Source organism: Actinomycetota bacterium, from assembly GCA_016700055.1.
In the GTDB taxonomy this organism is placed as follows: domain Bacteria; phylum Actinomycetota; class Acidimicrobiia; order Acidimicrobiales; family Ilumatobacteraceae; genus Kalu-18.
In genome coordinates this window covers 2,607,838-2,628,995 of record CP064997.1, presented here as the reverse complement: position 1 = coordinate 2,628,995, position 21,158 = coordinate 2,607,838, and the positions used below count along the sequence as shown (strand labels likewise).

General features: G+C 69.6%; 25 protein-coding genes. 12 read left to right on the top strand and 13 right to left on the bottom strand.

The genetic code is table 11. From position 1 onward, the window contains the following. Positions 1–10: 10 nt before the first annotated feature. Genes IPM43_12730 through IPM43_12720 form a run of 3 tightly spaced genes read left to right on the top strand, consistent with a single transcriptional unit; the run spans position 11 to position 1,192 of the window. Positions 11–508 (top strand): hypothetical protein, encoded by a 498-nt coding sequence (locus IPM43_12730; protein ID QQS24261.1) that lies wholly within the window; start codon positions 11–13, stop codon positions 506–508. Positions 509–555: 47 nt separating this feature from the next. Then, positions 556–816 (top strand): ferredoxin, encoded by a 261-nt coding sequence (locus IPM43_12725; protein ID QQS24260.1) that lies wholly within the window; start codon positions 556–558, stop codon positions 814–816. 4 nt (positions 817–820) lie between these two features. After that, on the top strand, positions 821–1,192 hold the full coding sequence (locus IPM43_12720) for a VOC family protein (GenBank protein ID QQS24259.1): 372 nt from the start codon (positions 821–823) through the stop codon (positions 1,190–1,192). Positions 1,193–1,205: 13 nt separating this feature from the next. Here IPM43_12720 and IPM43_12715 read toward each other — a convergent pair whose 3' ends face one another. Next, positions 1,206–1,892, bottom strand: coding sequence for a hypothetical protein (locus IPM43_12715; protein QQS24258.1), 687 nt, complete (start codon positions 1,890–1,892; stop codon positions 1,206–1,208). 18 nt (positions 1,893–1,910) lie between these two features. Continuing rightward, positions 1,911–2,345: a selenoprotein B glycine/betaine/sarcosine/D-proline reductase gene (locus IPM43_12710; GenBank protein ID QQS24257.1), complete on the bottom strand. Its 435-nt coding sequence runs from the start codon at positions 2,343–2,345 to the stop codon at positions 1,911–1,913. Between the two features lie 136 nt (positions 2,346–2,481). Here IPM43_12710 and IPM43_12705 point away from each other — a divergent pair, with 136 nt between their 5' ends. Further along, positions 2,482–4,104: an alpha/beta-hydrolase family protein gene (locus IPM43_12705; GenBank protein ID QQS24256.1), complete on the top strand. Its 1,623-nt coding sequence runs from the start codon at positions 2,482–2,484 to the stop codon at positions 4,102–4,104. 199 nt (positions 4,105–4,303) lie between these two features. On the opposite strand, the gene IPM43_12700 is transcribed toward IPM43_12705, so the two are convergent. Further along, positions 4,304–5,140: a crotonase/enoyl-CoA hydratase family protein gene (locus IPM43_12700; protein ID QQS24255.1), complete on the bottom strand. Its 837-nt coding sequence runs from the start codon at positions 5,138–5,140 to the stop codon at positions 4,304–4,306. Between the two features lie 63 nt (positions 5,141–5,203). Between IPM43_12700 and IPM43_12695 the strand changes: the two genes are divergently transcribed. After that, positions 5,204–5,704, top strand: coding sequence for a helix-turn-helix transcriptional regulator (locus IPM43_12695; protein QQS24254.1), 501 nt, complete (start codon positions 5,204–5,206; stop codon positions 5,702–5,704). On the opposite strand, the gene IPM43_12690 is transcribed toward IPM43_12695, so the two are convergent. From IPM43_12690 to IPM43_12670, 5 genes are read right to left on the bottom strand one after another with little or no spacing between them, the layout of a single operon-like run. Continuing rightward, positions 5,647–6,219 carry a hypothetical protein gene (locus IPM43_12690; GenBank protein QQS24253.1) on the bottom strand — a complete coding sequence of 191 codons (573 nt, stop codon included), beginning with the start codon at positions 6,217–6,219 and terminating at the stop codon, positions 5,647–5,649. The two genes, IPM43_12695 and IPM43_12690, sit on opposite strands and share 58 nt — an antisense overlap. A 22-nt stretch (positions 6,220–6,241) precedes the next feature. Next, the gene (locus tag IPM43_12685) at positions 6,242–7,645 is read right to left on the bottom strand and encodes an HTTM domain-containing protein (GenBank protein QQS24252.1); all 1,404 of its coding nucleotides are present in this window, start codon (positions 7,643–7,645) and stop codon (positions 6,242–6,244) included. Next, positions 7,626–8,537: a hypothetical protein gene (locus tag IPM43_12680; GenBank protein ID QQS24251.1), complete on the bottom strand. Its 912-nt coding sequence runs from the start codon at positions 8,535–8,537 to the stop codon at positions 7,626–7,628. Before IPM43_12680 ends, IPM43_12685 begins: the two co-directional genes overlap by 20 nt. Continuing rightward, a complete protein-coding gene (locus IPM43_12675; GenBank protein ID QQS26459.1) occupies positions 8,534–9,910 on the bottom strand; it encodes a thiol oxidoreductase in 1,377 nt (458 codons plus the stop codon). The genes IPM43_12680 and IPM43_12675 overlap by 4 nt, the downstream gene beginning before the upstream one ends. A gap of 12 nt (positions 9,911–9,922) precedes the next feature. Continuing rightward, positions 9,923–11,107 (bottom strand): iron-regulated protein, encoded by a 1,185-nt coding sequence (locus IPM43_12670; GenBank protein ID QQS26458.1) that lies wholly within the window; start codon positions 11,105–11,107, stop codon positions 9,923–9,925. 61 nt (positions 11,108–11,168) lie between these two features. Here IPM43_12670 and IPM43_12665 point away from each other — a divergent pair, with 61 nt between their 5' ends. Continuing rightward, positions 11,169–12,092, top strand: a complete 924-nt coding sequence (locus IPM43_12665; protein ID QQS24250.1) for an FAD:protein FMN transferase — start codon at positions 11,169–11,171, stop codon at positions 12,090–12,092. Between the two features lie 13 nt (positions 12,093–12,105). Here the strand turns inward: IPM43_12665 and IPM43_12660 are convergent, their stop codons facing one another. Both IPM43_12660 and IPM43_12655 read right to left on the bottom strand, forming a co-directional pair. After that, positions 12,106–12,798: a PepSY-associated TM helix domain-containing protein gene (locus IPM43_12660; protein ID QQS24249.1), complete on the bottom strand. Its 693-nt coding sequence runs from the start codon at positions 12,796–12,798 to the stop codon at positions 12,106–12,108. A gap of 30 nt (positions 12,799–12,828) precedes the next feature. Next, the gene (locus IPM43_12655; protein ID QQS24248.1) at positions 12,829–13,542 is read right to left on the bottom strand and encodes a DUF2271 domain-containing protein; all 714 of its coding nucleotides are present in this window, start codon (positions 13,540–13,542) and stop codon (positions 12,829–12,831) included. 153 nt (positions 13,543–13,695) lie between these two features. Here IPM43_12655 and IPM43_12650 point away from each other — a divergent pair, with 153 nt between their 5' ends. The 4 genes from IPM43_12650 to IPM43_12635 all read left to right on the top strand — a co-directional run bounded on the left by IPM43_12650 (position 13,696) and on the right by IPM43_12635 (position 17,659). Continuing rightward, a complete protein-coding gene (locus IPM43_12650) occupies positions 13,696–14,379 on the top strand; it encodes a response regulator transcription factor (GenBank protein QQS24247.1) in 684 nt (227 codons plus the stop codon). Further along, positions 14,376–15,815: a HAMP domain-containing histidine kinase gene (locus IPM43_12645; GenBank protein QQS24246.1), complete on the top strand. Its 1,440-nt coding sequence runs from the start codon at positions 14,376–14,378 to the stop codon at positions 15,813–15,815. The genes IPM43_12650 and IPM43_12645 overlap by 4 nt, the downstream gene beginning before the upstream one ends. Positions 15,816–15,905: 90 nt before the next feature. Continuing rightward, positions 15,906–16,385, top strand: coding sequence for a sigma-70 family RNA polymerase sigma factor (locus IPM43_12640; protein ID QQS24245.1), 480 nt, complete (start codon positions 15,906–15,908; stop codon positions 16,383–16,385). Further along, positions 16,382–17,659 carry a hypothetical protein gene (locus tag IPM43_12635; protein QQS24244.1) on the top strand — a complete coding sequence of 426 codons (1,278 nt, stop codon included), beginning with the start codon at positions 16,382–16,384 and terminating at the stop codon, positions 17,657–17,659. Before IPM43_12640 ends, IPM43_12635 begins: the two co-directional genes overlap by 4 nt. Positions 17,660–17,720: 61 nt before the next feature. Here IPM43_12635 and IPM43_12630 read toward each other — a convergent pair whose 3' ends face one another. From IPM43_12630 to IPM43_12620, 3 genes are read right to left on the bottom strand one after another with little or no spacing between them, the layout of a single operon-like run. Further along, the gene (locus IPM43_12630; GenBank protein QQS24243.1) at positions 17,721–18,023 is read right to left on the bottom strand and encodes a hypothetical protein; all 303 of its coding nucleotides are present in this window, start codon (positions 18,021–18,023) and stop codon (positions 17,721–17,723) included. Next, on the bottom strand, positions 18,020–18,802 hold the full coding sequence (locus tag IPM43_12625) for a ferritin-like domain-containing protein (GenBank protein QQS24242.1): 783 nt from the start codon (positions 18,800–18,802) through the stop codon (positions 18,020–18,022). The genes IPM43_12630 and IPM43_12625 overlap by 4 nt, the downstream gene beginning before the upstream one ends. Beyond that, positions 18,802–19,668, bottom strand: coding sequence for a ferritin-like domain-containing protein (locus IPM43_12620; protein QQS24241.1), 867 nt, complete (start codon positions 19,666–19,668; stop codon positions 18,802–18,804). The genes IPM43_12625 and IPM43_12620 overlap by 1 nt, the downstream gene beginning before the upstream one ends. A 262-nt stretch (positions 19,669–19,930) precedes the next feature. Here IPM43_12620 and IPM43_12615 point away from each other — a divergent pair, with 262 nt between their 5' ends. Both IPM43_12615 and IPM43_12610 read left to right on the top strand, forming a co-directional pair. After that, positions 19,931–20,758, top strand: coding sequence for a fumarylacetoacetate hydrolase family protein (locus tag IPM43_12615; GenBank protein ID QQS24240.1), 828 nt, complete (start codon positions 19,931–19,933; stop codon positions 20,756–20,758). A 13-nt stretch (positions 20,759–20,771) separates the two neighbouring features. Then, positions 20,772–21,155 carry a VOC family protein gene (locus IPM43_12610; GenBank protein ID QQS24239.1) on the top strand — a complete coding sequence of 128 codons (384 nt, stop codon included), beginning with the start codon at positions 20,772–20,774 and terminating at the stop codon, positions 21,153–21,155. The last annotated feature ends 3 nt before the right edge of the window (positions 21,156–21,158 follow it).

The following is a 21,158-nucleotide window of genomic DNA, read 5'->3' as shown; positions in this document are numbered from 1 at the left end:
AGGACGGAGCGTGAGCACTGGGGCGTGGGCACTCGGGGTAGCCACCCTCTTGGCAGTTGCTTGCCTGGTGTTCCTGCTCTGGACGCTGGCCCGCAGCATCTGGGTGGGACGGTCGCGCGAGCGCGGCGTCTGGCGCGAGTTCGGGCTCGGCCTCGGGCTTGTCTTGCTGTTCTTCGGCACCTGGGTGGGCCACGCGATAGCTCAGTGGCAGACGTTCACGGACGCACAGCGATCCCTCGGCCAAGAGGTCACCGCGGGCGACTTCTTCGCCGACTTCGCGCAGTCCACGCTCGAGAACTGGCAGTCGGAGTTCCTCCAGCTCTTCGCGTTCGTGGTGATGGCGTCGCTGTACATCCACAAGGGCAGCGCCGAGTCGAAGGACGGGACCGAGAAGGTCGAGGCCTCGCTGCGCCGGATCGAAGAGCACCTCGGGACCCTTCCCCCCGATGCGCCAGACGACGAGGCGGAGAGCTGGAAGCTGCCCGACACCCCGCTTCAGCTCCAGTGAGGGTGGCGTCGGGCCAACGGTACGATCGCAGGCCTGAGGAGGCCGTGATGAGGGTGTGGATCGACCAGGACCTGTGCACCGGCGACGGACTCTGCACCGACCACTGCCCGGAGCTGTTCGTCCTCCTCGAAGACGGCATCTCCTACGTGCGTGACGAGCTCGGCGTGGGCAACGATCCCGGCGGAGCCGGCAGCGCCGTCCACGTGCCCCTCGGGTTGCAGCAACGGGCGATCGACGCGGCAGACGACTGCCCGGGCGAGTGCATCTTCATCGAGGCAGCGCCGCAGCCGCGGCAGCGAGAAGACTGAGCCGATGCTGAGCATCGGCAGCGTCGTCATGGGCGTGCACGACATCAATCGCGCAGTCGAGTTCTGGTGCGCTGCGCTGGGGTACGTGCCCAGGCGCACGCTCGCGCCGGAAGACGACTTCACCATCCTCGTACCGGCGAGCGGCGATGGGCCTCGCCTCGCGCTCGACGTCAGCGAGAGCCCGGTGCAGCAGCACCCGCGCGTCCACCTCGACCTGTGGGCCGGCACCGTGGCCGACCAGCAGCGCGAGGTCGAGCGGCTGGTCGGGCTCGGGGCGACGCGTGTGGACTGGGACCTCTACCCGGCCGACCCCGACTTCGTCGTGCTCGCCGACACCGAGGGCAACCGGTTCTGCGTCATCGGTGCCGACGACTGACCCAGCGTCGGGTTCAGCGGTGGCCGGGTGCCATGTAGAACCAGAACGGGAACGGCGCGCCCTGCTCCTTCATCGCCGCCCGGGCGGCGAGCACCACCTTGCCGGCCTCGGTGCGCTCGAAGTACCAGGCCTCGGCGGCCCGACCTCCCGGCGGGGGGCCGTCGACGAGCTCGATCGCGGCTTCTTCGTAGTACGTGCGCACGTCGTTGCAGACGGCGATGGTGTTCTTGCCGGGAATCGACACCTCGGTCCACGGCGAAGCGCCGCTCGCGATCTGGTGGAGAGCGCCCAGCGCGTCGGGCACCTGTTCGGGAGCTATCGCCGCGCCCACCGACGTTCGCCCCCGTCGGGCGCGACCGCGCTCGTACGCCTTGCGCAGGCCCTGGGCCTCGTCGACAGCCGGTGGCAGCGAGGCGTCGAAGCGCGGTGGCAGCGCGCACGCCAGCGGCTCCTCGTCGGACTCGACCACCTCGGGGTAGTCGGCCAGCGCCGGGCCGCTCGGCGCATCGAGCAGCGCGAACGCCTCGGCGAGCACGTCGAGCTGGAAGGTGGCGTCGCCGGGCTTGCCGAGCGGGCGCCCGAGCGGGAAGTCGCAGTAGAGCGCGCGGGGCGGGCGCATCCGCTCGACGACCGAGCGGTTGGAGGCGAGGACCACGGTGGCCAGCCCTGCTGCTTCGAAGACGTGGGCGAGCGTACTCACGGTACGCGTGCAGAGCGGTCAAACGGGTGTGAGCACGACCACGTCGACGCCGTCGCGGCGTAGCACGGCGGCTGCCGCGGGACCGGTGTCGAGCCTCACTGTCGCCACGTCGTCGGGCTGGTTGCCGGCGAACGCGATGTGCCGAGGTGCAACTGCACCGATCTTCCCGGTCGCGGCGAGGTCTTCCAACCGGTCGATCGGGTACACCACGTCGAGATCGATGGTGAACCCGGTGCGGTCGAAGTTCGGCGACCAGTGCCCGAGGACGAGATCGCGCTCGGCACGCTCGATCACCCGGAAGCTCGTGTCGGTGGGGGTGAAGTGCTCGTGGCCCTCGCGATGAAGCGCGGCCGAGGTGCAGATGGCCACCGTCGCCTGCGACAGGGGCGGCGGCACCGTCCACGCCGTCTCCTCGAACAGCGGCACCGGGAGCTGGTCCCCCAGCGCTCGCATGGCCTGATCGCCTCCGGACATGCGCAGCACCATAGAGTGAAACGGCTACCTTCCGGAGATCGACGCCGACCTGCCGACAGCCATCGCCGGCCCGCCGCCGCTCACGCTGCGCCGACGCTTGACGACACCGCCGTCTGTGGGCTCGTGGATCGGGGCGCTGGTGCTGTGGTGGCTCTCCCTGCGGCCATCGCTGCTGCCGCGCTCGTCGCTGATCCAGGCACTGATCAGCACCATCTGCCTGGTCGCCGGCTACGGCGTCGGCGGGCTCATCATGCGGTTGTTCGCCCGGAACCGCCCGGCCGCGCTCCAAGCCGGTGGACGCACCGCTGCTGTGCTCGGCGCTCTGACCGCGATCGCGGTGCTCGTCGGGTCGATGCGCTGGCTCGGATGGCAACGCGACCAGCGCCCGCTCGTACGGCTCGGCCCGCTGTCGTGGACGGCGGTTCCGGTGATGCTGCTGCTCACCGCGCTGCTCAGCCTGGTGCTCATCTCCGTCGCGCGCCTAGTGCGGCACGCGGTCGCGCGCGTCGATCGATGGGCGGCGACGCGGATGCGCGAGCGCACCGCGCGCTGGGCTGTGATCGCCGGGGTGACCGTGGTCGTGCTGCTGCTCGCCGGCTTCGCCGGGCGGCGCTTCGCCTACTGGGCCGACACGAACTTCGGCTTGTTCGACAATACGACCGCCGATGGGGTCGAACCACCGACGCTGCCGACGGCGTCGGGCAGTCCGGAATCACTCGTCGAGTGGGACGAGCTCGGCTTCCAGGGGCGCAACTTCGCCGCCGACGCCTCGACGGCGGAAGAGATCGAGTCGTTCGACCCGAGCGTCGCCGCACTCGATCCGATCCGGGTGTACGTCGGTTTGGACTCGGCGACGACGATGGACGAACGGATCGACCTCGCCGTCGACGAGCTGGAGCGTACGGGCGCGTTCGATCGTGAAGTCCTCGTCGCCGTGGTCCCGACCGGCACGGGTTGGGTAGACCCGGACGCGGCACGCGCCCTCGAATACATGTACGGCGGCGACACGGCGATCGTCTCCGTTCAGTACTCGTTCTTCCCGAGCTGGATCGCCTTCCTGCTCGACACGAAGAGCCCACGGGAACTGGGCTTGGCACTGCTCGACGGCATCCACGAGGCATGGGCCGAGCTGCCCGCCGACGACAGGCCGACACTGCTCGCCTTCGGGCTGAGCCTCGGGTCGATGGGCGCCGAGTCCGCGTTCTCCGAGGCGAGCATCGCGGAGTCGATCGCGTCGATCACCTCGCGCTACGACGGGGCGCTGTTCGGAGGGCCCACCCGCAACAACGCGATCTTCGGCGCGCTGGTCGACCAACGCGACACGGGAAGCATGTCGTGGAGGCCGGTGGTCGCGGCCGAACCGAACGTGCGCGTCGTGAACCAGATCGGCGATCTCGATCCCGAGGACTCGACATGGCAGTTCCCGCGGGTGCTCTGGTTCCACCATCCCTCCGACGCGATCGGGACCTGGAAGCTGTCCAACCTGTGGAGCCCACCAGGATGGGCAGACGATCCCGCGCCGTACGACGTGCCGCCCGCGGCGACATGGGTGCCGTTCGTGACGCTCGTCCAGGAGACGTTCGACCTGATGGCCGGGTTCTCGGCGACACCCGGATTCGGACACGACTACCGCACCGCCTGGGTCCACTCCTGGGCCGCGATCGCGCCACCCGAGGGTTGGACGACGGCCGACTCCGACCGCCTGCGCACCCACCTCGAGCTAGACGGCGGCCCCTGACCGCGGCGTCGCGGGCCGCCCCGCGCCGGGCAGGCGCCGCGGTGGCCCGGCGGGCCGGCGGCGGGAAGTGCGATATCTCGTGACACCCGTCTGCTCTGAGATATCGCACTTCCGGGGCCCGCGGCGGAAGTGCGATATCTCGTGACACCCGTCTGCTCTGACATATCGCACTTCCCGGGCGGAGCGACCGAGGCGTCGATCAGAGGCCCTTGAAGCGCGCGGGTCGGCGCTCGAGGAACGACGCGATGCCCTCTTGGAAGTCGTCCGTGCTCTGCACTGTCGCAGCCATCGCGGGGATCGCCGCGATCGCCGCGGGCTCGTCCTGCTCCAGCGCCAGCCGAGCGTTGGCGATGGTGTGGACGAGCGCCACCGGTGAGCACGCCAGCAGCTCGCGGGCCAACTCGACGGCCCGGTCGATCTGGCGGCCCGGTTCGACCACCTCTTGGACGAGGCCGATCCGGTAGGCCTCGGCGGCGTCGAACTCGTCCGCGCGCAGCAGGTGGTACATCGCGTTGCCCCACCCCGCGCGCTGCACGTAGCGCACCGTCGCCCCACCGAGGGGAGCAAGGCCACGCTTGGGTTCGAGCTGACAGAACCGCGTGTCCGACGCGGCGACGACGATGTCGCCGGCAAGCGCGATCTCGATGCCGATCGTCAAGGTGATCCCCTGCAGGGCGGTGATCAGCGGCTTGCGCAGCCGGCGACCGAGCCCGAACGGGTCGACGGGCTCCGACGTCTGCGCCGCCTTGCGCCGCGCCGCTTCCGCGCGCGCCTCGTCGGTGAAGAACAACGGCATCTCCAAGCCCGCAGTCGTGTTCGGCCCGGCGAAGCTGAGCACACCGGCGAACAGGTCGGGATCGTCGTCCAAGCGGGTCAACGCATCGCTCAACTCGTCGGTGATCTTCGGGGTGAAGGCGTTCTTCTTCGCCACCCGGTCGACGGTCAACACCAAGATGTGATCGTCGACGACCTCGGCACGTACCTCGCCATGTGGATGAGGTCCGCTCCCTGATGCTGCTGTTGCTGACGGTTCCATGATGCAACCGACCGTAGTTCGTCCAAGTTTTATCATGCAACCTGGCCGTCTAGGCTTTACGGTGTGAAGCGCACCGACACCTCCGCCTGGCCGTGCACGATCGCGCGCAGTGCGGCCGTGCTCGGCGACCACTGGAACCTGCTCATCGTCCGCCAGGCCTGCCTCGGCACCCGCCGCTTCGACGACTTCCAGCGTGAGCTCGGCATCGGGCGCAACATCTTGACCACCCGGCTGAACCTTCTCGTCGACGAGGGCATCCTGCGCCGCGCCGCCGTCGACGAGACCTCGCCACGCCACGAGTACCGCCTTACGCAGAAGGGCCGCGAGGTCTACCCGATCCTCGCCGCGATGGCCGCCTGGGGTGATCGCTGGCTCACCGGTCCCGAAGGGACCCCGCTGGTGCTGCACCACACCACCTGCAAACATGACATGCACGCGGTGGTCGTGTGCAGCGAATGCGATGCAGCCCTCGACGTCGGCGACATCCGGGCCACGGCGGGGCCCGGCTACCCCGGCTCGCGCAGCCCCAGCGCGAAGCGCAGGTCGTCGGCCGGGAGGTCGTGATAGACGGCGCCGATCACCCCGGTGGGATCGGCGGCGCTCACCAGCTCGCCGGACCCGTCGGCTACGTAGAAGACCGCTTGTGAGCTCAGCGGCGTGGTGTAGGGGAACTCCTCGCTGTCGCCGCTGACCAGCAGGAGGATCACGTGTTGGCCGATCTCGAGCGGGGCGACGCCGTCGACGGTGATCGGGGTCCCGTCGAGCAGGCCGGCCTCCTGTTCGACCACCACGATCGGCGGCACCTCGCCGGTCGTCTCGGCGATCAGTTGCACCTCCACCTGCGCCAGTTGCGTGCGGATCCCGGTGTTCGAGTCGGTCGAGCCGCTGATCACCCGGCCGTCCTCCACGGCGACGACCGCGCCTTCGACGATCAGGTCTGCCGCCGCGGCGAGGTCCTCGACGTTCTCGAAGCGGGTCGCGTCGGAGCGCACGCCGATCGGCTTGGGCGGCGCATCGTCCTGCGCGAAGTAGGCCACGGCGACCACGACCGCGACGACGGCCACGATCAGCAGCGGCACCCATCGGGCGAGGCGATGCACGTCAGTCCCTGACGGCCGGTTCGAGCGGCAGCACGTAAGCCGCCGACGGTGCCCATCTCGACACGGTGACGAGATCGACGGTCGGGTCGATCATCCGTTGGCGGAGCCTGCCGTTCATGGCGACGAACGAATCGGCGTACACCTGGACGCCGCGGTGACCGAGCGAGGCGAAGTGCTCGGCGACGAACTGCGCCGTCTGCAGCGCGAGCGGTGGGCGGGTCTCGGCCTCCGCGATCTGCCATTCGGCTAGCACCAGATCGGGACTCACCCGCCACCGCCGACCGGTGGCCGGCTCGACCACGTCGAACTCGAGGAACCCGGAGCGATCGGTCAGCATCACTCGCCACGACAGCTCGTAGCCATCGTCGTTCCAGCGCACGTTGCCGTCGGCGAGCCAGTGGCGCAGCGGCAGCACGACGTTCATCGCGGCGAACACGGCCAAGAACGCGGCCAACGGTCGCCCGACGCGCCCCGCATCGTGCCGCACCACCGGCCGCACAGAGGGGCGGTTCCGGCGCAGCAGTCGGGTCGGCCAATCGGGAGCGAAGAAGATCGGGGTGAGGGCGATCATCACCCACGGGAACACTCCGATCTGGAACAGCATCGCCGTGGCCAGGTGGAACACCACCAGCACCGCGTACGCGTACGGTCGGCTGCGCCGCCACAGCAGCCAACCGACGATCGTCAGGTCGAACACAGCGCCGGCCCAGCTCGCGCCGAGCGCGACCAGGGGCTCGTCGAGCAGCGGACCGATCAGCGGCCGGTCGGTGCGGGCAGCCAACCACGTGTGCAGCGGCTCGCCGTGGAAGAGCCAATCGGGGTTGAGCTTGGCGATCCCGGCGAACGTGTAGACCACGCCGAGCTGGAAGCGCAGTGCCCAAACCGTGATCGCCGGCACGGTCCGCGTCGCCGTGTCGCCACGCGGCGACGGGCCGGGAAGCACGGCGAGCAGCACCGCGGCGAGCGTGACGAACCAGTAGTGGTTCAGGTAGAGGGCGCGGTCGATCAGCTCGACGTAGGTGAAGGCGACGGCGAAGATCGCCGCCGCGACCCGCGTGCATCTACCGGACGCGATCAGCAGACCGAGCACCGCCAGGGCGGCGACGTGGAGATGCATCCACGGCGCCGGCCACGCCTGCACCCACTCGAATCCGGGGTAGGTCAGGTGGTGCTCGGCGCCGAGGTAGAACTCGTCGACCCAGCCGCGCCAGAGGAAGCGGATCGAGCTGTAGGCGACGAGCAGGCCGAACGCCACGCGGAACGCGACCGTCGAGGCCGCCGGCAGCTCGGTGCTCGCCCGGGCGAGGAGGTCTCGTCGCCAGCCAGGCCCGCGGGCGCCAGGAGACGCCGGGAGCGGTCCCGATGCGGATCGCGCGAGCGGCGGGTCAGCCGTCGCCGTCTGCATCGGAGAACTTCACGGTGATCCCCAGATCGCCGGCGACGTTGGTCTTGATCGTGCGCTCGAGGGCCATCTCGGTGTCGAAGCTCGGCTGCGCGGCGTGGGCGTCGAACTCGGTGGTGAGCTGATCGACCACCGAGGCGTCGAGCAGCGGGGCGATGCCGCGCGCACCCCCACCGTTGTCCGTCGCGCCGTCGTCGCCGAGCATCGCCCAGCGGGCGCCGGCGAGCTGACCGACCGCCATGGGGTTGTCGCTGCTCGTGAGCGGCAGCGCGAACAGGGTCTCGCTCACGATGTCGGTCAGCGCGGCGTTGGCGGCCGCGTCGTCGACGGAGAGCGTCGGACCGAACTGGTCCCAGTCGGCGGCCAGCCCGGTCGTCTCGTCGGCGACGAGAGTGGCGGCCGAGACCAGGTACTCGCACTCCCGGTCGCCGGGATCGTCGGTGGCGAGGATCTCGATCGCGCCGAGGCCGCGCTGGTCGGCTCCGACCAGCTCACGAAGCGAGTCGGGATCGACCGGGGTGTCGCTCGCGGCCAGCTCGGCGACATCTGCGGCGTCGGCCGGGTAGTCGACCAGGCTTCTCGACCGGCGATCCATCGCCGGGCCGAACCAGAACGGGCGCAGCGCCGCCCACCGGTCTCTGACGGCGGACACCTGGCCGAGCAGCGCAGCGGGATCGGATCGATCCCCCTCACAGAACGTCTCGGCGCCGGTGTGGAGCTCGGCAGCCGACACCGCGAGCTCCTCGAACCGTGTCGGCACCAACTCGTCGGTCAGCGCGCCGACCACCTCGGCCCTGCTCGGCGTGTCGTTCCCACAGGCCGGCAGCGTCGCCGCGGCGACCACCGCGCCGGCGGCGAACACCATGTTGCGCATCCGTTGGCTGGGCCGGTTCACAGTGACTCCAGGAACTCGAGCAGGTCGGCGCGCACGTCGGCCGGCGCGGTGCGGAACGCCTCGCGTGCACTCGTGGCCTCGCCACCGTGCCAGAGGATCGCTTCTTCGAGGCTGCGGGCGCGGCCGTCGTGCAGCAAGAAGCGCTCGCCGTTGACGACTTCGATCAGCCCGATCCCCCACAGCGGCGGGGTCCGCCACTCGGATCCGCTGGCCGCGAAGTCGGGACGGTCGTCGGCGAGGTCGGGCCCCATATCGTGGAGCAGCAGGTCGGTGTACGGGAAGATCTGCTGCTCGCTCAACGCGGCGACGGCGTCGGAGCCGGTCGTGTGCGCGGGCGTGTGGCACGACGAGCAGCCGAGCTCTGCGAACGCCTCGGCGCCGCGCCCGACGCCGGGCTCGTCGACGTTGCGCATCGCCGGTACGCCGAGGGTGCGCGAGTAGAAGGTGACGTTCGCCAGCCGTTCGTCGGTGACCTCGGGCTCGCCGCCATCGGGCGCCTGCCCGCACTCCGCCTGCGCCTCGGTGCATGCCTGCCCGGGTGAGAGCGAGGAGGTGATCCCGATGTCGCCGTTGAACGCTGCCGCGGCCTGCGCCTGCACGGTCGGCGCGTTCGCCTTCCACCCGAAACGGCCGAGCTCGATCTGTTCGCTGGCCGGGTTCCAGACCCGGTTCGGTCGCCCGGAGATGCCGTCGCCGTCGTCGTCGTCGGGATCGGCGGCCGCGAGCAGGTCGTCCTCGGGGATTCCTTCGAGCAGCCCCATGCCGATCACCTGCGGAGCCAGGCGCGGCGAGATCATCAAGTCGTCGGGCAGCTCCCCGTGCGCCGGCGCGACCAGGTGGTAGGTGGGGACGCGCAGCGAGTACGGCGTGCCGTCCGCGAACGTCCCTGGTTGCTCGGTGTAGCTGATCACCAGCTCCGCTTCCGCGGGCACGCCGAGGATCGAGCGGTCCTGGAGCTGGTCGCCGTACACCGGGTGACCGAGCGGACCACCGGTAGCGGACTCGCCGGGCACGGACAGCCTGATGATCAAGCCGAGCCCCCCGTCGCCCGTCGACGCCGGGATGCCGCGGCCGTCGCGCAGGTGACACGACGCGCACGCCTGGGCGTTGAAGATCGGGCCGAGACCGTCACGGGCGTCGGTCGACGCCGGCGCGATCACCCAGTTCTGGGTGAAGAAGCTGTCGCCGATCTCGAACGCGTGCCGCTCCTCGTCGGTCAGCGTCGGGGCCGGAAACGAGAACGCGTTCGGGCCGGCGACCTCTCTCGTCGTCTCCCCGCCGAGCTCCTCGGCGAAGACGGTCGACTGCTCGTCGCCGCCACACGAAGCGGCGACGACGAGCAAGCCGACGACGAACAGATGGCGTGTGTACAGGGGGTGCTCCGCTCAGGAGACGTTGATCTGCAGGCCGAGCGCCTCTGCGCCGGCCACGATCGTCGGCGTCTGGGCTTCGAGCGCTTGGATCCCGCTCAAGATGCTGGCCCGGCCGGGGTCGCTGTCGGGCACGCCCTCGCTCAGGTGCTGATCGAACGGCGCCGGGACCGCCGAGACCGCAGCGACGCTCGCGGCCACCTCGGCCCGGAGCTGCTCGGCGATGTCCTCGTCGACCGCCGCGATCGCGTCGAGCACACCTGGTCCGGTCGCTCCCGGGTACTCGCCGGTGAGCACCATCTCGATCCCCTTCGCGTTGGCCACCAGGTCGGCGGTGGTGTTGTCGGAGAAGCAGGAGTGCTCGTCTTCTTGGGAACGCTCCGAGTAGGCGACGTTCATCCGCTCACCGGCCAGCTCGCCACGGCTCAGCTCGCCGATGCCGGTGATGATCTTGGTCATCGCCTCGTCGGGGTCGAGCGCCAGGAACTCGGCGCGGTAGTTGTCGTCGGTGTCGGGCGCCCACGCGACGACGAGGCCGTTCAGATGGGACAGCAGCAGATCCGACGCCACGCCCAGGTACGTGCCACGACGATCGGCGTTCGCCGCATCGGTGTAGTCGGACGCCGGTCGTTCGCCGGGGCCGTCGGCGGACAGGTCCTGGCCCCACAGCAGGAACTCGATCGCATGCCAGCCGGTGGAGATGTTCGTCTCCCCACCTGCCTCGTTCAGCTCGGTGAGCAGCGCGGCGTCGATCGTCGGATAGGTCGCCGGATCGTTGACGATGCCTGCCTCGGGGCTCCCCTCGACGTAGTCGACGTACGCCTCGTCCATCGGCCAGGCGTTGATCAGCCCCTCCGGGCCGGTCTCCTCGTCGTCGATCGGGCCGCTGTAGAAGCGGAACGCCTCGGTCAACCCGTAGTCGTCGCGAGCATCCAGCCACGCTTGCCTCGCGGCGGCGAGGGTGTCGTCGGTCGGAGCGGCCAAGAAGGCGTCGATCGACGCGTCCATCGCCGTCGCCGACGCGGCGCTCGCCGAGTACGCAGCATGCACGCCCGTCGCGTACGCCTCCACGGCGTCGGCCACGACCTCGTCGCGACTGCCACCGGCTCCGCCGCCGTCGTCGCCACCGCAAGCGGCCACCATCGCCACCGACGCCACCGCCAGGAACCCACCGACCCGCCTGCCACGCTTGCCATGCATCATGAACGGCGAGTGTAAGGGATGCCTTACATATCTGCCAATCGGGCTATCCTGGGGGGACATGCTCGAGCACGTCTTCCGGCACCATCCGCTGCTCGGCACGCTGGTCGAGGTGCGCATCGGCTCGGCCACGGACCCCGCATCAGCGGCGCGGCTCGACGAGCTGATCGTCGCCGAGATCGCCAGGCTGGAGAAGGTCTTCAGCGCCTTCGACGCGTCGAGCGAGCTCGAACGTTGGAAGCGTGGGGAACTGGCCGAGCCGAGCCTCGACTTCTGCCGCGCGATGCAGCTCGCGCTCGAGTGGCAGCAGCGCTCGGCCGGAGCGTTCAACACCGCATCGGGAAGGGTGACCGCGCTGTGGCGCGAGGCCGAGGCGCGCGGTGAGCCGCCCTCCGCGCACGCGCTCGACGCCGCCGCCCGGGCGATCGCCGACCCGCTCTACCGTGTCGACGACGACGGCATCCCACGACTGCTGGGTGACGGCACGGGGCTGAACCTCAACGCGTTCGTCAAGGGCTGGATCGTCGACCGCGCGGTCGAGAGGTGCGTCGCCGAGGCAGAGACCGTCGAGTTGCTGGTCAATGCCGGCGGCGACCTGCGGCATCGTGGTGACCAGCCGGTCCCGGTCGGCATCGAGCACCCGTTGCGCCCGTACGACAACGAACCGCCGATCGCGACGATCGCCCTCGCCAACGCCGGCCTGGCCACCAGCGGGCGGGCTCGTCGCGGGTTCCGGATCGCCGGGCGTTGGTACGCCCACGTGATCGACCCTCGTACCGGGCGCACCGTCGACGATCTCGCCTCGATCAGTGTCGTCGCCGGGGACGCCGCCACCGCCGACGTGCTCGCCACGGTCGCCGGGCTGATGGCACCCGCCGCGGCGGTGGAGTACGCAGCCGGATTCGGTGCGGCGTGCCTGGTGATCGGCACCGCCGGCGAGCTGACCGCCAACGAACGTTGGCGGCAGCTCGAGTCGCGGGCGTGAGACGAAGATCGGGCTAAGTCAGCGTGTAGGCGACCAGCCCGACGACCACCACGGCGCCCACTGCAGCGCTGATCAGAGCCGAGCGGCGACGCTTGCGGAGGAAGAGCTGCATCACCAATCCGGTCAAGGAGATGACCACCAAGAAGCCGGCCGAGATGTCGATCACCCACTTCCAAGCCGTGCCCGTATCGCGGCCCTTGTGCAGGTCGTTCATCACGGCCACCCAACCCTGTTGCTCGATCGTCAACTCGAACTCGCCGGTTTCGACGTCGAAGAACAGATCGGCGGAGTAGCCCGGGTTCTTGTACGCGATCGAACCCTCACCGTTCGTGAGATCGAACGAGTTGACGCTTCCGGTGACGCCGAACTCCTCGCGCACGTACTCCGAGATCGTCAGGAAGTCGACGCTGCCGTCCTCCATCGTGGTGGCTACCGGCAAGATGCCTGACTCGGTGGTGAGCTCCACCTGATCGCCGAACGTCCACGTCGGGTGGTTCAGCGTGATCCCGGACACACCGAAGAAGAGCACGATCACGAGAGCGATCATGCTGCTGTAGACGTGGAGCACGCGGGCCCAGCGATGCAGGCCGCGTTTGCGCTGACCGTTGTCGGTGAGGGACTTGCGGGTGGCGGTCGCCGGCGGTTCACCGTCTACGGGGAACGGGTCGACGACGTCGGGAATCTCGCGAATCTCGGTGATGCTCATGATTGTGCTCCTGATGCTCCAGAACTGGACTCAGACCGTCAAGGTCGCGGTCAGACTGCTCAGCTCGCCCTCGTCGGCGAGCGTCACGCTGAAGGCGTCGCTGCCGAGAGTGATCGACGTGCTGGTGATCGAGTACGGACCGTGCTCTCGGGCTGCCTCGACGAACAAGACGTACTCGCCAGGGGCGACGGAGCTGCCGTCGGCATCCGTGCCGTCCCAGACGACGGCGTAGGTCCCGGCGCTGCGGGTGGCACCAGAGGTGGCGGCGTCGACGTTGCCGCCGGTCGCCGAGTACCAGCTACGCAGGTCGTCCAACCACTTCGTCCCTTCGCCGGACTGTTTGAACCACACGCTGATCGTGTCGACGAGGTTGCCCTCGGTGTCCTCGACCCACACGGCGATGTAGGGGTTGCGAACCCGTTCGGCAGAAGACGTGGCCGAGTAGGTGAACTCGACGACCATCTCGACGGTGGCAGGTACCGCGGTTTCGGGGGTAGCGGCGGCAATAGTGGTCGTTTCCGCGGTGGTGTCCGCGGTGGTGGTCGCGGCGGTGTCGGCGGTGGTGGTCGTCGCCGCGGCGTCCGGCGACGTCGTCGACGCAGATGCCGAGTCGAAGACGTCAGCCTCACCGTTGCCGCAGGCAACGGGCAGCAGCACGATCGCGCCGGCAGCGGCGAGCCTGGCCAACTGCGTCCGCCGGGCCAGGCGCAGGTAGCGGAATCCTGAGTACTTGGTGGGGAACATGGCGGCAACGTACGAAACGTTCCTGAGAGTCAGCTGAGGGCTCGCCGAGCATCCGCGCAGCATCTACGGCTTCGTCGATCGCACTGCCGAGGGCTACGCATCCTCCCGGCGGGTTCTCAGCCAACTCCCAGGTGGACGCGCGATGCTCGTCACATGTCCGGACAGCACCTCATGATCGTGGACGACGAGGACAACCTCCGTTCGATGCTCGCCGCCGCGCTCCAGCACCACGGCTTCCGCGTCACGACGGCCGAGAACGGCCGTCAAGCCCTCGACCTGATCGATCGCGAGCACCCTGACCTCGTGCTGCTCGACGTGATGATGCCCGACATCGACGGTTTCGAGGTGTGCCGCCGGTTGCGCACCGCGGGTGACCGCACGCCGGTGCTGTTCCTCACGGCACGCGATGCCACCGAGGACAAGGTCCGCGGCCTGACGCTCGGCGGCGACGACTACCTGCAGAAGCCGTTCAGCCTCGACGAGCTCGTCGCTCGTGCCGAAGCGGTGCTGCGCCGCACGGGCGATGCCGCCGGCTCGTCCACGGTCCACGAGTGCGCGGATCTGCGCATGGACGACGACGCGCACCGTGTCCAACGTGCCGGGGTCGACGTCTCGCTCTCCCCCACCGAGTACCAGCTGCTCCGCTACCTGCTCGTCAACCAGGGGCGCGTGCTGTCGAAGACGCAGATCCTCGACCACGTCTGGAAGTACGACTTCGGCGGCGACGGCGGGGTGGTCGAGACGTACATCGGCTACCTGCGCAAGAAGATCGACCACCGCGACCCCAAGCTCATCCACACGATCCGCGGCATCGGCTACACGTTGCGTGTGCAATGAGCACCCGGTCGACGATGTCGCTGCGGGCGCGGCTCGTCGCGGGAATGCTGTTCGTCGCGGTCGTGCTCGTCGTCGTGTCGGTGTTCATCACCGTCACCACCCGGCAGCAGCTGATCGACCAGGTGGATGCCAGGCTGGCGGCGTTCTCCCCCGGCGGGCGCGACGGCGACTTCGGGCGCTTCCCGGAGACGCCCGAGGGCGAGGTGCAGCTGCCCCCACCCGACGGCGGACCGGAGCGCCAGAGCGACGCCTACCAGGGCTTCGTCGACGCCGACGGGGTGCTGACCACCTTGTTCGTGCCCAACCTCGGCGACGAGGAGTACGCGGCACCCGACTTCGAGCCGAGCGATCTGCCGACCACCGGGAGCCGCTCGTTCACCACCGAGTCGGTCGACGGCGCCGTCACGTACCGGGTGCTCGCGGAGCGCGTCGGCGAGTTCACCGCGATCACCGCCCTGCCGATCGACGACGTCCAAGCGACGATCTCCCGGCTCGTGTGGTTCGAGGTGATCGGCTCGCTCGGCATCCTCGCCGCGCTGGGGCTCGTCGGCTGGTGGGTGGTGCACCTCGGCATCCGTCCGGTGAAGGAGATGACGCAGACCGCCACCCGGATCGCCGACGGTGACCTCGCCGTGCGCGTCCCGGAGACGGCGCCAGGGACCGAGTCCGGCGACCTCGCCGTCGCCCTCAACCGGATGCTCGGCCAGATCGAACAGGCACTCGACGCCCGCGCGGCGTCGGAGGATCGGCTGCGCCGCTTCGTGGCCGACGCGTCGCACGAGCTGCGCACGCCGGTGACCACCATCCGTGGGTACGCCGAGCTCTACCGCCGCGGCGGCCTCGGGGAGGGGACCGCGCTCGACGACGCGATGCGCCGCACCGAGCAGGAGGCCACCCGCATGGGCCGCCTGGTGGAGGACATGCTCGCGCTCGCCAAGCTCGACGAGCAGCGCCCACTCGAACTGCGCGAGCTGGACCTCGCAGTCGTGGCGCGTGACGCCGTCGCCGACGCTCGCGCCTCCGATCCGGACCGCCCGATCACCGCCGAGGGCTGCGACGAGCCGGCCCTGGTCGACGGGGACGAGGATCGCCTGCGCCAGGTGGTCGCCAACGTCGTCGGCAACGCGCTCGTGCACACCGACCCCGGGGTGCCGATCACCCTGCGGGTCCGTCGCGACGACGCTTCGGTGACGCTCGAGGTGGAGGACCGCGGCGCAGGCATGCCGGTAGAGGTCACCTCCCGGGTGAAGGAGCGCTTCTTCCGTGCCGATCCGGCACGCTCGCGCCATCGAGGCGGCAGCGGGCTCGGGCTCTCGATCGTCGATGCGACGATGTCCGCGCATGGCGGCAGCGTCGCGATCGACAGCGAGCCGACCATCGGCACCACCGTGCGCCTCACCCTCCCGGTCCCCCCAAGTTCTCGGTCGGATTTGTGACACATAGCGCGACTCATCCGACCGAGAACGCGAGGTTGGCGAGCAACTGGGTGTCACGCGTGGCGGGGTGGGGCGGCGTCTCACAGTTGAATGCTGGAGATCGACGAACCGACGACCGCGCCCACCATGGACGAGCTGTGGCGGGCCCACGCAGCTGAGCTGGTGGGCTTCGCGACCGTGCTGGTCGGGCCTGCCGACGCTCACGACATCGTCGTCGAAGCGTTCCTGCGCAGCTACGGGGCCGTCACCACCGGTCGGGTGACGAGACCGCGCGCCTACCTGTTCCGCGCCGTGGCGAACCACGCCAACGATCTGCGGCGAACCCGCAGCCGCCGTTGGGCCCGCGACCTCTCCGCCGTCGGGCCGGCGGCCACGGCCGGCCCGGACACGTTCCTCGACGTGCGACGTGCCGTGGCGGGCCTCAGCGTGCAGCAGCGCGCCGTCGTGTACTTCGCCTACTGGGAGGACATGCCCGAGCGGGAGATCGCCACCGTGCTCGGCGTGTCTCCCGGGACCGTTCGCCGCCACCTCGTCCGCGCCCGCCTCAACCTCCGAAAGGCTCTCCGATGAACGACATGACCGCCATGGACGACCAGCTCGACCACGCTGTCCGCAGCGCCCTCGCCGACATCATCGACACTGCGCCCGAGCCCGCCGAGCAGCCGGCACGTGTCCTCAGCCTCGCTCCACCGCGCCGATCGGGGCACGGCCTGCTGCTCGGAGCGGCCGCCGCCGCGCTCGTCGCCGTCGGCGTCGGCGCCGTGGTGCTGCTGACGAACCGCGGCGACGACGAGGCGACGATGCCGGAGGGTCAGCCCGTCGCCACCCCGGCGCCATCCCCCACCAGCGTCGCCACTCCCGAGAGCGTGCCCTCCACCGGCCCACTCGCGTGCTCCGACGACGGCTGCACCCCGTTCGATTCGATGCCCGTCGCCCAGGGCGCCACCGACTTCTACGTCGGTTCGGCCGACCTCGGCACGCCGACCATCCACCTCGACTGGTTCGACTCCCTCACCCGCTGCGTCGAGCTGAGTGAGGACTACACCACATGCGCCAAGATCGAAGGCATCGCCGGGGTCAACCTCGTCGGCTATGCGACGGCAGACGGTGAGGTCGCCATCGGCACCACTTTCACCGATCTCACCCCGACCGACTACGCCAACACCTGGGGTCCCGCACAGAGCGACCCGAGCATCGGCCAGGAGCCGGCACGAGTTCGGGGCCACGACGCCATCCGCCACCTGACCGACACCGGGCCTGCCGTCGTCTGGCAGGAGCGATTCGGCGTGCTGGTGTGGGTGGTCGTGCCCGCCGGCAGCGACCTCGACCCGGTCGTCGTCGCCGAGGGGGTCCAGCTCGCCGACGGGCCGGTGACCATCCCGCACCGGGTGATCGTCCCCGCCCTCTCCCAGCCGTGGGATGCGCAGGACAACGACGGCGACGGGCTCGTGGCGGCCACGTCCAACGGCGAGGAGTGCGTCGGCCTGAACTACGTCGAGACCTGCGGCGCAGAGATGAACGCCCGTACGATCGTCCGTGTCGGCTCGGACGGCGCCACCGCGGTCGCCGGCTCCGCCACGGCGGACGTCGCCAGAGTCCGCATCGGGATCACCGGTAGCGCGCCGATCGAGGTCGAGACCATCTCCTTCGCCAACTACCCGAGCCGCTACTACTCGACGGTCGTCGCCTCCGGTGCCGTCGAGTCGATCACCTGGCTCGCCGCCGACGGCAGCGTGGTCGCCGACATGGCCGTCACCCTCGCCCCGCCGGACACGGACGCGACCACGCTGCCCGGCGCCGCGACCATCCCGACCACGCCCCCAGTTTCTCGGTCGGATTCGTGACACATAGCGCGACGGATCCGACCGAGAACGCGAGCTTCGCGACGGATGGCGGGGGCGATCCCTAGAAGAGGACCTCGGCCTCCAGGCCACCGTTGGCGCCGACGACCACGACCATGCGGGACATGCAGGGCATGCAGTACACCTTGTCGCCGGGGCGAAGCTCTCGGGTGGAGCGGATCACCACCTTGCAGACGGGGCAGATCACCTCGTTCGGAGCGAGGGAATCGCCCGGGCCTTGCCAGTGGCGGTAGAAGCGCCGCCACTTCTTCGGCACCTCCAAGAAGCCGGTCTCGTCTAGCTCGTAGCGCCGACGGGGCGCGGCGTCGGGGCTGTCGTTCCCGGTGACCGTGTCCAGTTCGCTCATGTGAGCTGTAGCCGATCGACGGCGTCGATGTAGTCCTGCGCGAGCGGCGGGCGTTCCCCCGGCGGTACGCCGAGGTCGGCGAGGGAGCCCTCGAACACGGCAACCACCAGCGGGTCGAGCCGCCGGCGCACCTCTACCAGGTGGCTGCGCCCCTTCGGCTCCTCGGCGAGCCAACGGCCGAGGTGGTTCTCGCCGAAGCCGCTGTGGCGGCGCTCGTCAGAGATCACGCCGCGGAGCACTTCGCTGGTGATGGCGTCGGTTGCGCTGGCGTGGAAGCGGAACACCGTGTACTCGAGGGTCTCCAGCACGACGTTCTGGGCGAACACCGCGGCCGGCCAGTCGCCGGCGGCGACGAGCGAGAGCAGTTCGTCGCGGAACTCGATCAGGGCGGGATGAGCCCGCCGCGCGATCTCGCCCTCGGGATCCTCGACGCCGAGCTCACCCAGACGGTGGAGGAACACCTCGAGGTGGCGGGCCTCGTCGACCACCTGGGTCGCCAGGAAGATCTTGGCGTTGCGAGTAGGTGCCTCGCGCACCAGGCTGCTCGCCCCGTCGAGAGCGGCCGTCTCACCCATGCAGTAGTTGCACAGCGCGGTGACGAGGCGGTCGACGCGCTCCGGTGGGAGCGCAGGCTCGGCGATGTCGACCGAGCGCCCGTAAGGGCGATCGCTTAGGTAGCCCTCGACGGAATCGAACCAGAACTGGAACGAATGCACCTCGTCGAGGAACTGCTGGTCCTGCAGGTCGTGCAGGTCGGCATCGCCGAGCCCCGCGGGCATCAGGCGGGCACCTTCGGCTGGCGGTAGTTCAGCCCGATGCGCCCGAGTCGCGTCTTGAACTCCCCTAGGACCGTGTCGGCGAGCAGCGCCTCCATCTCCTCGGGCGTCGCGGTCGACAGCTGGACGCCGTGCCACTCGGTGTCGCCTGCAGCTGCGGGCTCGACCGGAGGCGGCGGCGACTGCGAGAACGAGTCGGCGAAGGCGGCGAGCATGTAGAACGCCATCTCCTCTTGCATCTTCTCGATCTCGTCCTTCTTCTCCGGATGCTCCCGGATGAGCGAGCCGATGCGGTTCTCGCCGAAGCCGACATGGCGACGCTCGTCCGCGATGGTGCCCGTCAGAGTGTGCGCGAACTTCGGGTTGAGCTGGCGGCTGCCTGCTTCCATCATCTCGAAGACGCTGAACGCCATGCCCTCGAGCACGATGTTCTGCCCCACCACGCCGGCGATGAAGTCGCCGGCCTCGACCTTGCCGAGCAGTACCTCGGCGAACTTCACCAGGTTCGGGTTGGCGTAGCGGGAGATGGTGCTCTCGAGGTTGTCCTTCTTGACGCCGAGGTCATAGAGCCGCTGCGTGAAGATCTCGACGTGGCGGGCCTCGTCGAGGGTCTGCGTGGCGAGGAAGCGCTTGCTCGGGTGATCCGGGGCGGCGTTGATCAACCCCGACGAAGCCGCCAAAGCGCAGCGCTCACCGACGACGAGCTGCACGGTCGTGCGGATGGCCGCTTCGAGCTGGACCTCGTCGGCGAGCAGCTCCTCGGGCTCGATCTGGCCGGGCAGGTGCCCGTACACCGTGTTGTCGAGATAGCCCTGCGGGCACGCTTCGAGCCACCGCTGGATCGAGTACTGCGAAAGAAACTCCGTCATGTGATCTCCCCATCGTCAACGACGCCGCCGACGAAGTCCGTCGGCGACGATCGGACGAGATTGACGTGAGAGGCACCCCACCTCGCCAGGGCCAGAGGTCCCAAAGGGCTCGACGGGCGAGTGCCCCTCGTCACACCCGTCGCGGTCGGCGGGCCAGGCGGGGGCGGAAGTGCGATATCTCAGAGCACCCGTCTGTAACGAGATATCGCACTTCCGCCTTCGTTGCCCACGCGGCACGCTCCAGCGACCAGACTCTCGCCATATGAAGATCGCCAACGTCAACGGCCGTGCCGCGCTCGTCATCGGCGACGAGATCACCGACATCGCGTCCGCATCGAACGGCCGGTTCGGCCCCGACCCGATGGCGGTCTACGCCGACTGGGACGAGTTCACGTCGTGGGCAGCAGGCACGACGGCGGGTGACGGCCCGCTCGATCGAAGCACCCTGCGCAACCCGGTGCCGAATCCCCGCCAGGTGTTCGCGATCGGGCTCAACTACCGCTCGCATGCCGAGGAATCGGGAATGCAGCTCCCCGAGGTGCCGGCGACGTTCACCAAGTTCCCCACCTCGCTCGCGAGCCCCGATGCCGACATCGAGGTGGTCGGCCCGGCCATCGACTGGGAGGTCGAACTGGTCGCGGTAATCGGCCGGCACGCCGACCGCGTCGCGGTGGAGGATGCCTGGCAGCACATCGCCGGCCTGACCATCGGCCAGGACGTCAGCGACCGCCACCTGCAGTTCGCCGCCAGCGCCCAGTTCTCGCTCGGCAAGAGCCGTCGCGGCTTCGGGCCGATGGGCCCGTGGCTGGTCACCCCCGACGAGTTCTCCGACCGCGACGATCTCGCCCTCGGCTGCTCGGTGACGGGCGAGGTGATGCAAGAAGGCCGCACCAGCGACCTCATCTTCAACGTGCCCCAGCTCGTCGCCGAGCTCTCGGCCGTGCTGGCGCTGCTGCCCGGCGACGTGATCTTCACCGGCACCCCGTCGGGCGTCGGGGCCGCCCGCAAGCCGCCACGATTCCTGCAGCCCGGCGATGTCGTCGAGTCGTGGATCGAAGGCATCGGGTCCATTCGCAATCGGTGCGTATAGGTACATTCGCCGCATGCGGATCAAGTACCTGACGGTCGCGTTCGATGCTGCCGATCTAGAGGCCGAGAGCGCGTTCTGGGCTGGGGTGCTCGGCGGCGAGGTCGACCGCGAAGAGGACTGGCACAGGGTGACCGTCGACGGCGAGCCACGCATCGGCGTGCAGCTCGCACCGAACCACGTACCACCCGACTGGCCCGACGGCGCACCACCGCAACAGGTCCATCTCGACCTCTGGGTCGACGACTTCGCCGCCGCGCACGAGCACGTGATGCGGTTGGGAGCCCGGGTCCTGAAGCCCGCTCAAGGGGCAACAGAGGGAGACGACTTCCAGGTGTACGCCGACCCCGCAGGCCACCCGTTCTGTCTGTGCTTCCTGGTCGGCGCCGGCCGGGCCTGACAC

Coding starts and splice junctions, on each gene's coding strand:
- IPM43_12725 (QQS24260.1), top strand. CDS start 556: ATGAGGGTGTGGATCGACCAGGACCTGTGCACCGGCGACGGACTCTGC.
- IPM43_12665 (QQS24250.1), top strand. CDS start 11,169: ATGCTCGAGCACGTCTTCCGGCACCATCCGCTGCTCGGCACGCTGGTC.
- IPM43_12660 (QQS24249.1), bottom strand. CDS start 12,798: ATGAGCATCACCGAGATTCGCGAGATTCCCGACGTCGTCGACCCGTTC.
- IPM43_12615 (QQS24240.1), top strand. CDS start 19,931: ATGAAGATCGCCAACGTCAACGGCCGTGCCGCGCTCGTCATCGGCGAC.
- IPM43_12685 (QQS24252.1), bottom strand. CDS start 7,645: ATGCAGACGGCGACGGCTGACCCGCCGCTCGCGCGATCCGCATCGGGA.
- IPM43_12650 (QQS24247.1), top strand. CDS start 13,696: ATGTCCGGACAGCACCTCATGATCGTGGACGACGAGGACAACCTCCGT.
- IPM43_12630 (QQS24243.1), bottom strand. CDS start 18,023: ATGAGCGAACTGGACACGGTCACCGGGAACGACAGCCCCGACGCCGCG.
- IPM43_12710 (QQS24257.1), bottom strand. CDS start 2,345: ATGCGAGCGCTGGGGGACCAGCTCCCGGTGCCGCTGTTCGAGGAGACG.
- IPM43_12700 (QQS24255.1), bottom strand. CDS start 5,140: ATGGAACCGTCAGCAACAGCAGCATCAGGGAGCGGACCTCATCCACAT.
- IPM43_12645 (QQS24246.1), top strand. CDS start 14,376: ATGAGCACCCGGTCGACGATGTCGCTGCGGGCGCGGCTCGTCGCGGGA.
- IPM43_12655 (QQS24248.1), bottom strand. CDS start 13,542: ATGTTCCCCACCAAGTACTCAGGATTCCGCTACCTGCGCCTGGCCCGG.
- IPM43_12610 (QQS24239.1), top strand. CDS start 20,772: ATGCGGATCAAGTACCTGACGGTCGCGTTCGATGCTGCCGATCTAGAG.
- IPM43_12620 (QQS24241.1), bottom strand. CDS start 19,668: ATGACGGAGTTTCTTTCGCAGTACTCGATCCAGCGGTGGCTCGAAGCG.
- IPM43_12625 (QQS24242.1), bottom strand. CDS start 18,802: ATGCCCGCGGGGCTCGGCGATGCCGACCTGCACGACCTGCAGGACCAG.
- IPM43_12670 (QQS26458.1), bottom strand. CDS start 11,107: ATGCATGGCAAGCGTGGCAGGCGGGTCGGTGGGTTCCTGGCGGTGGCG.
- IPM43_12720 (QQS24259.1), top strand. CDS start 821: ATGCTGAGCATCGGCAGCGTCGTCATGGGCGTGCACGACATCAATCGC.
- IPM43_12640 (QQS24245.1), top strand. CDS start 15,906: ATGCTGGAGATCGACGAACCGACGACCGCGCCCACCATGGACGAGCTG.
- IPM43_12635 (QQS24244.1), top strand. CDS start 16,382: ATGAACGACATGACCGCCATGGACGACCAGCTCGACCACGCTGTCCGC.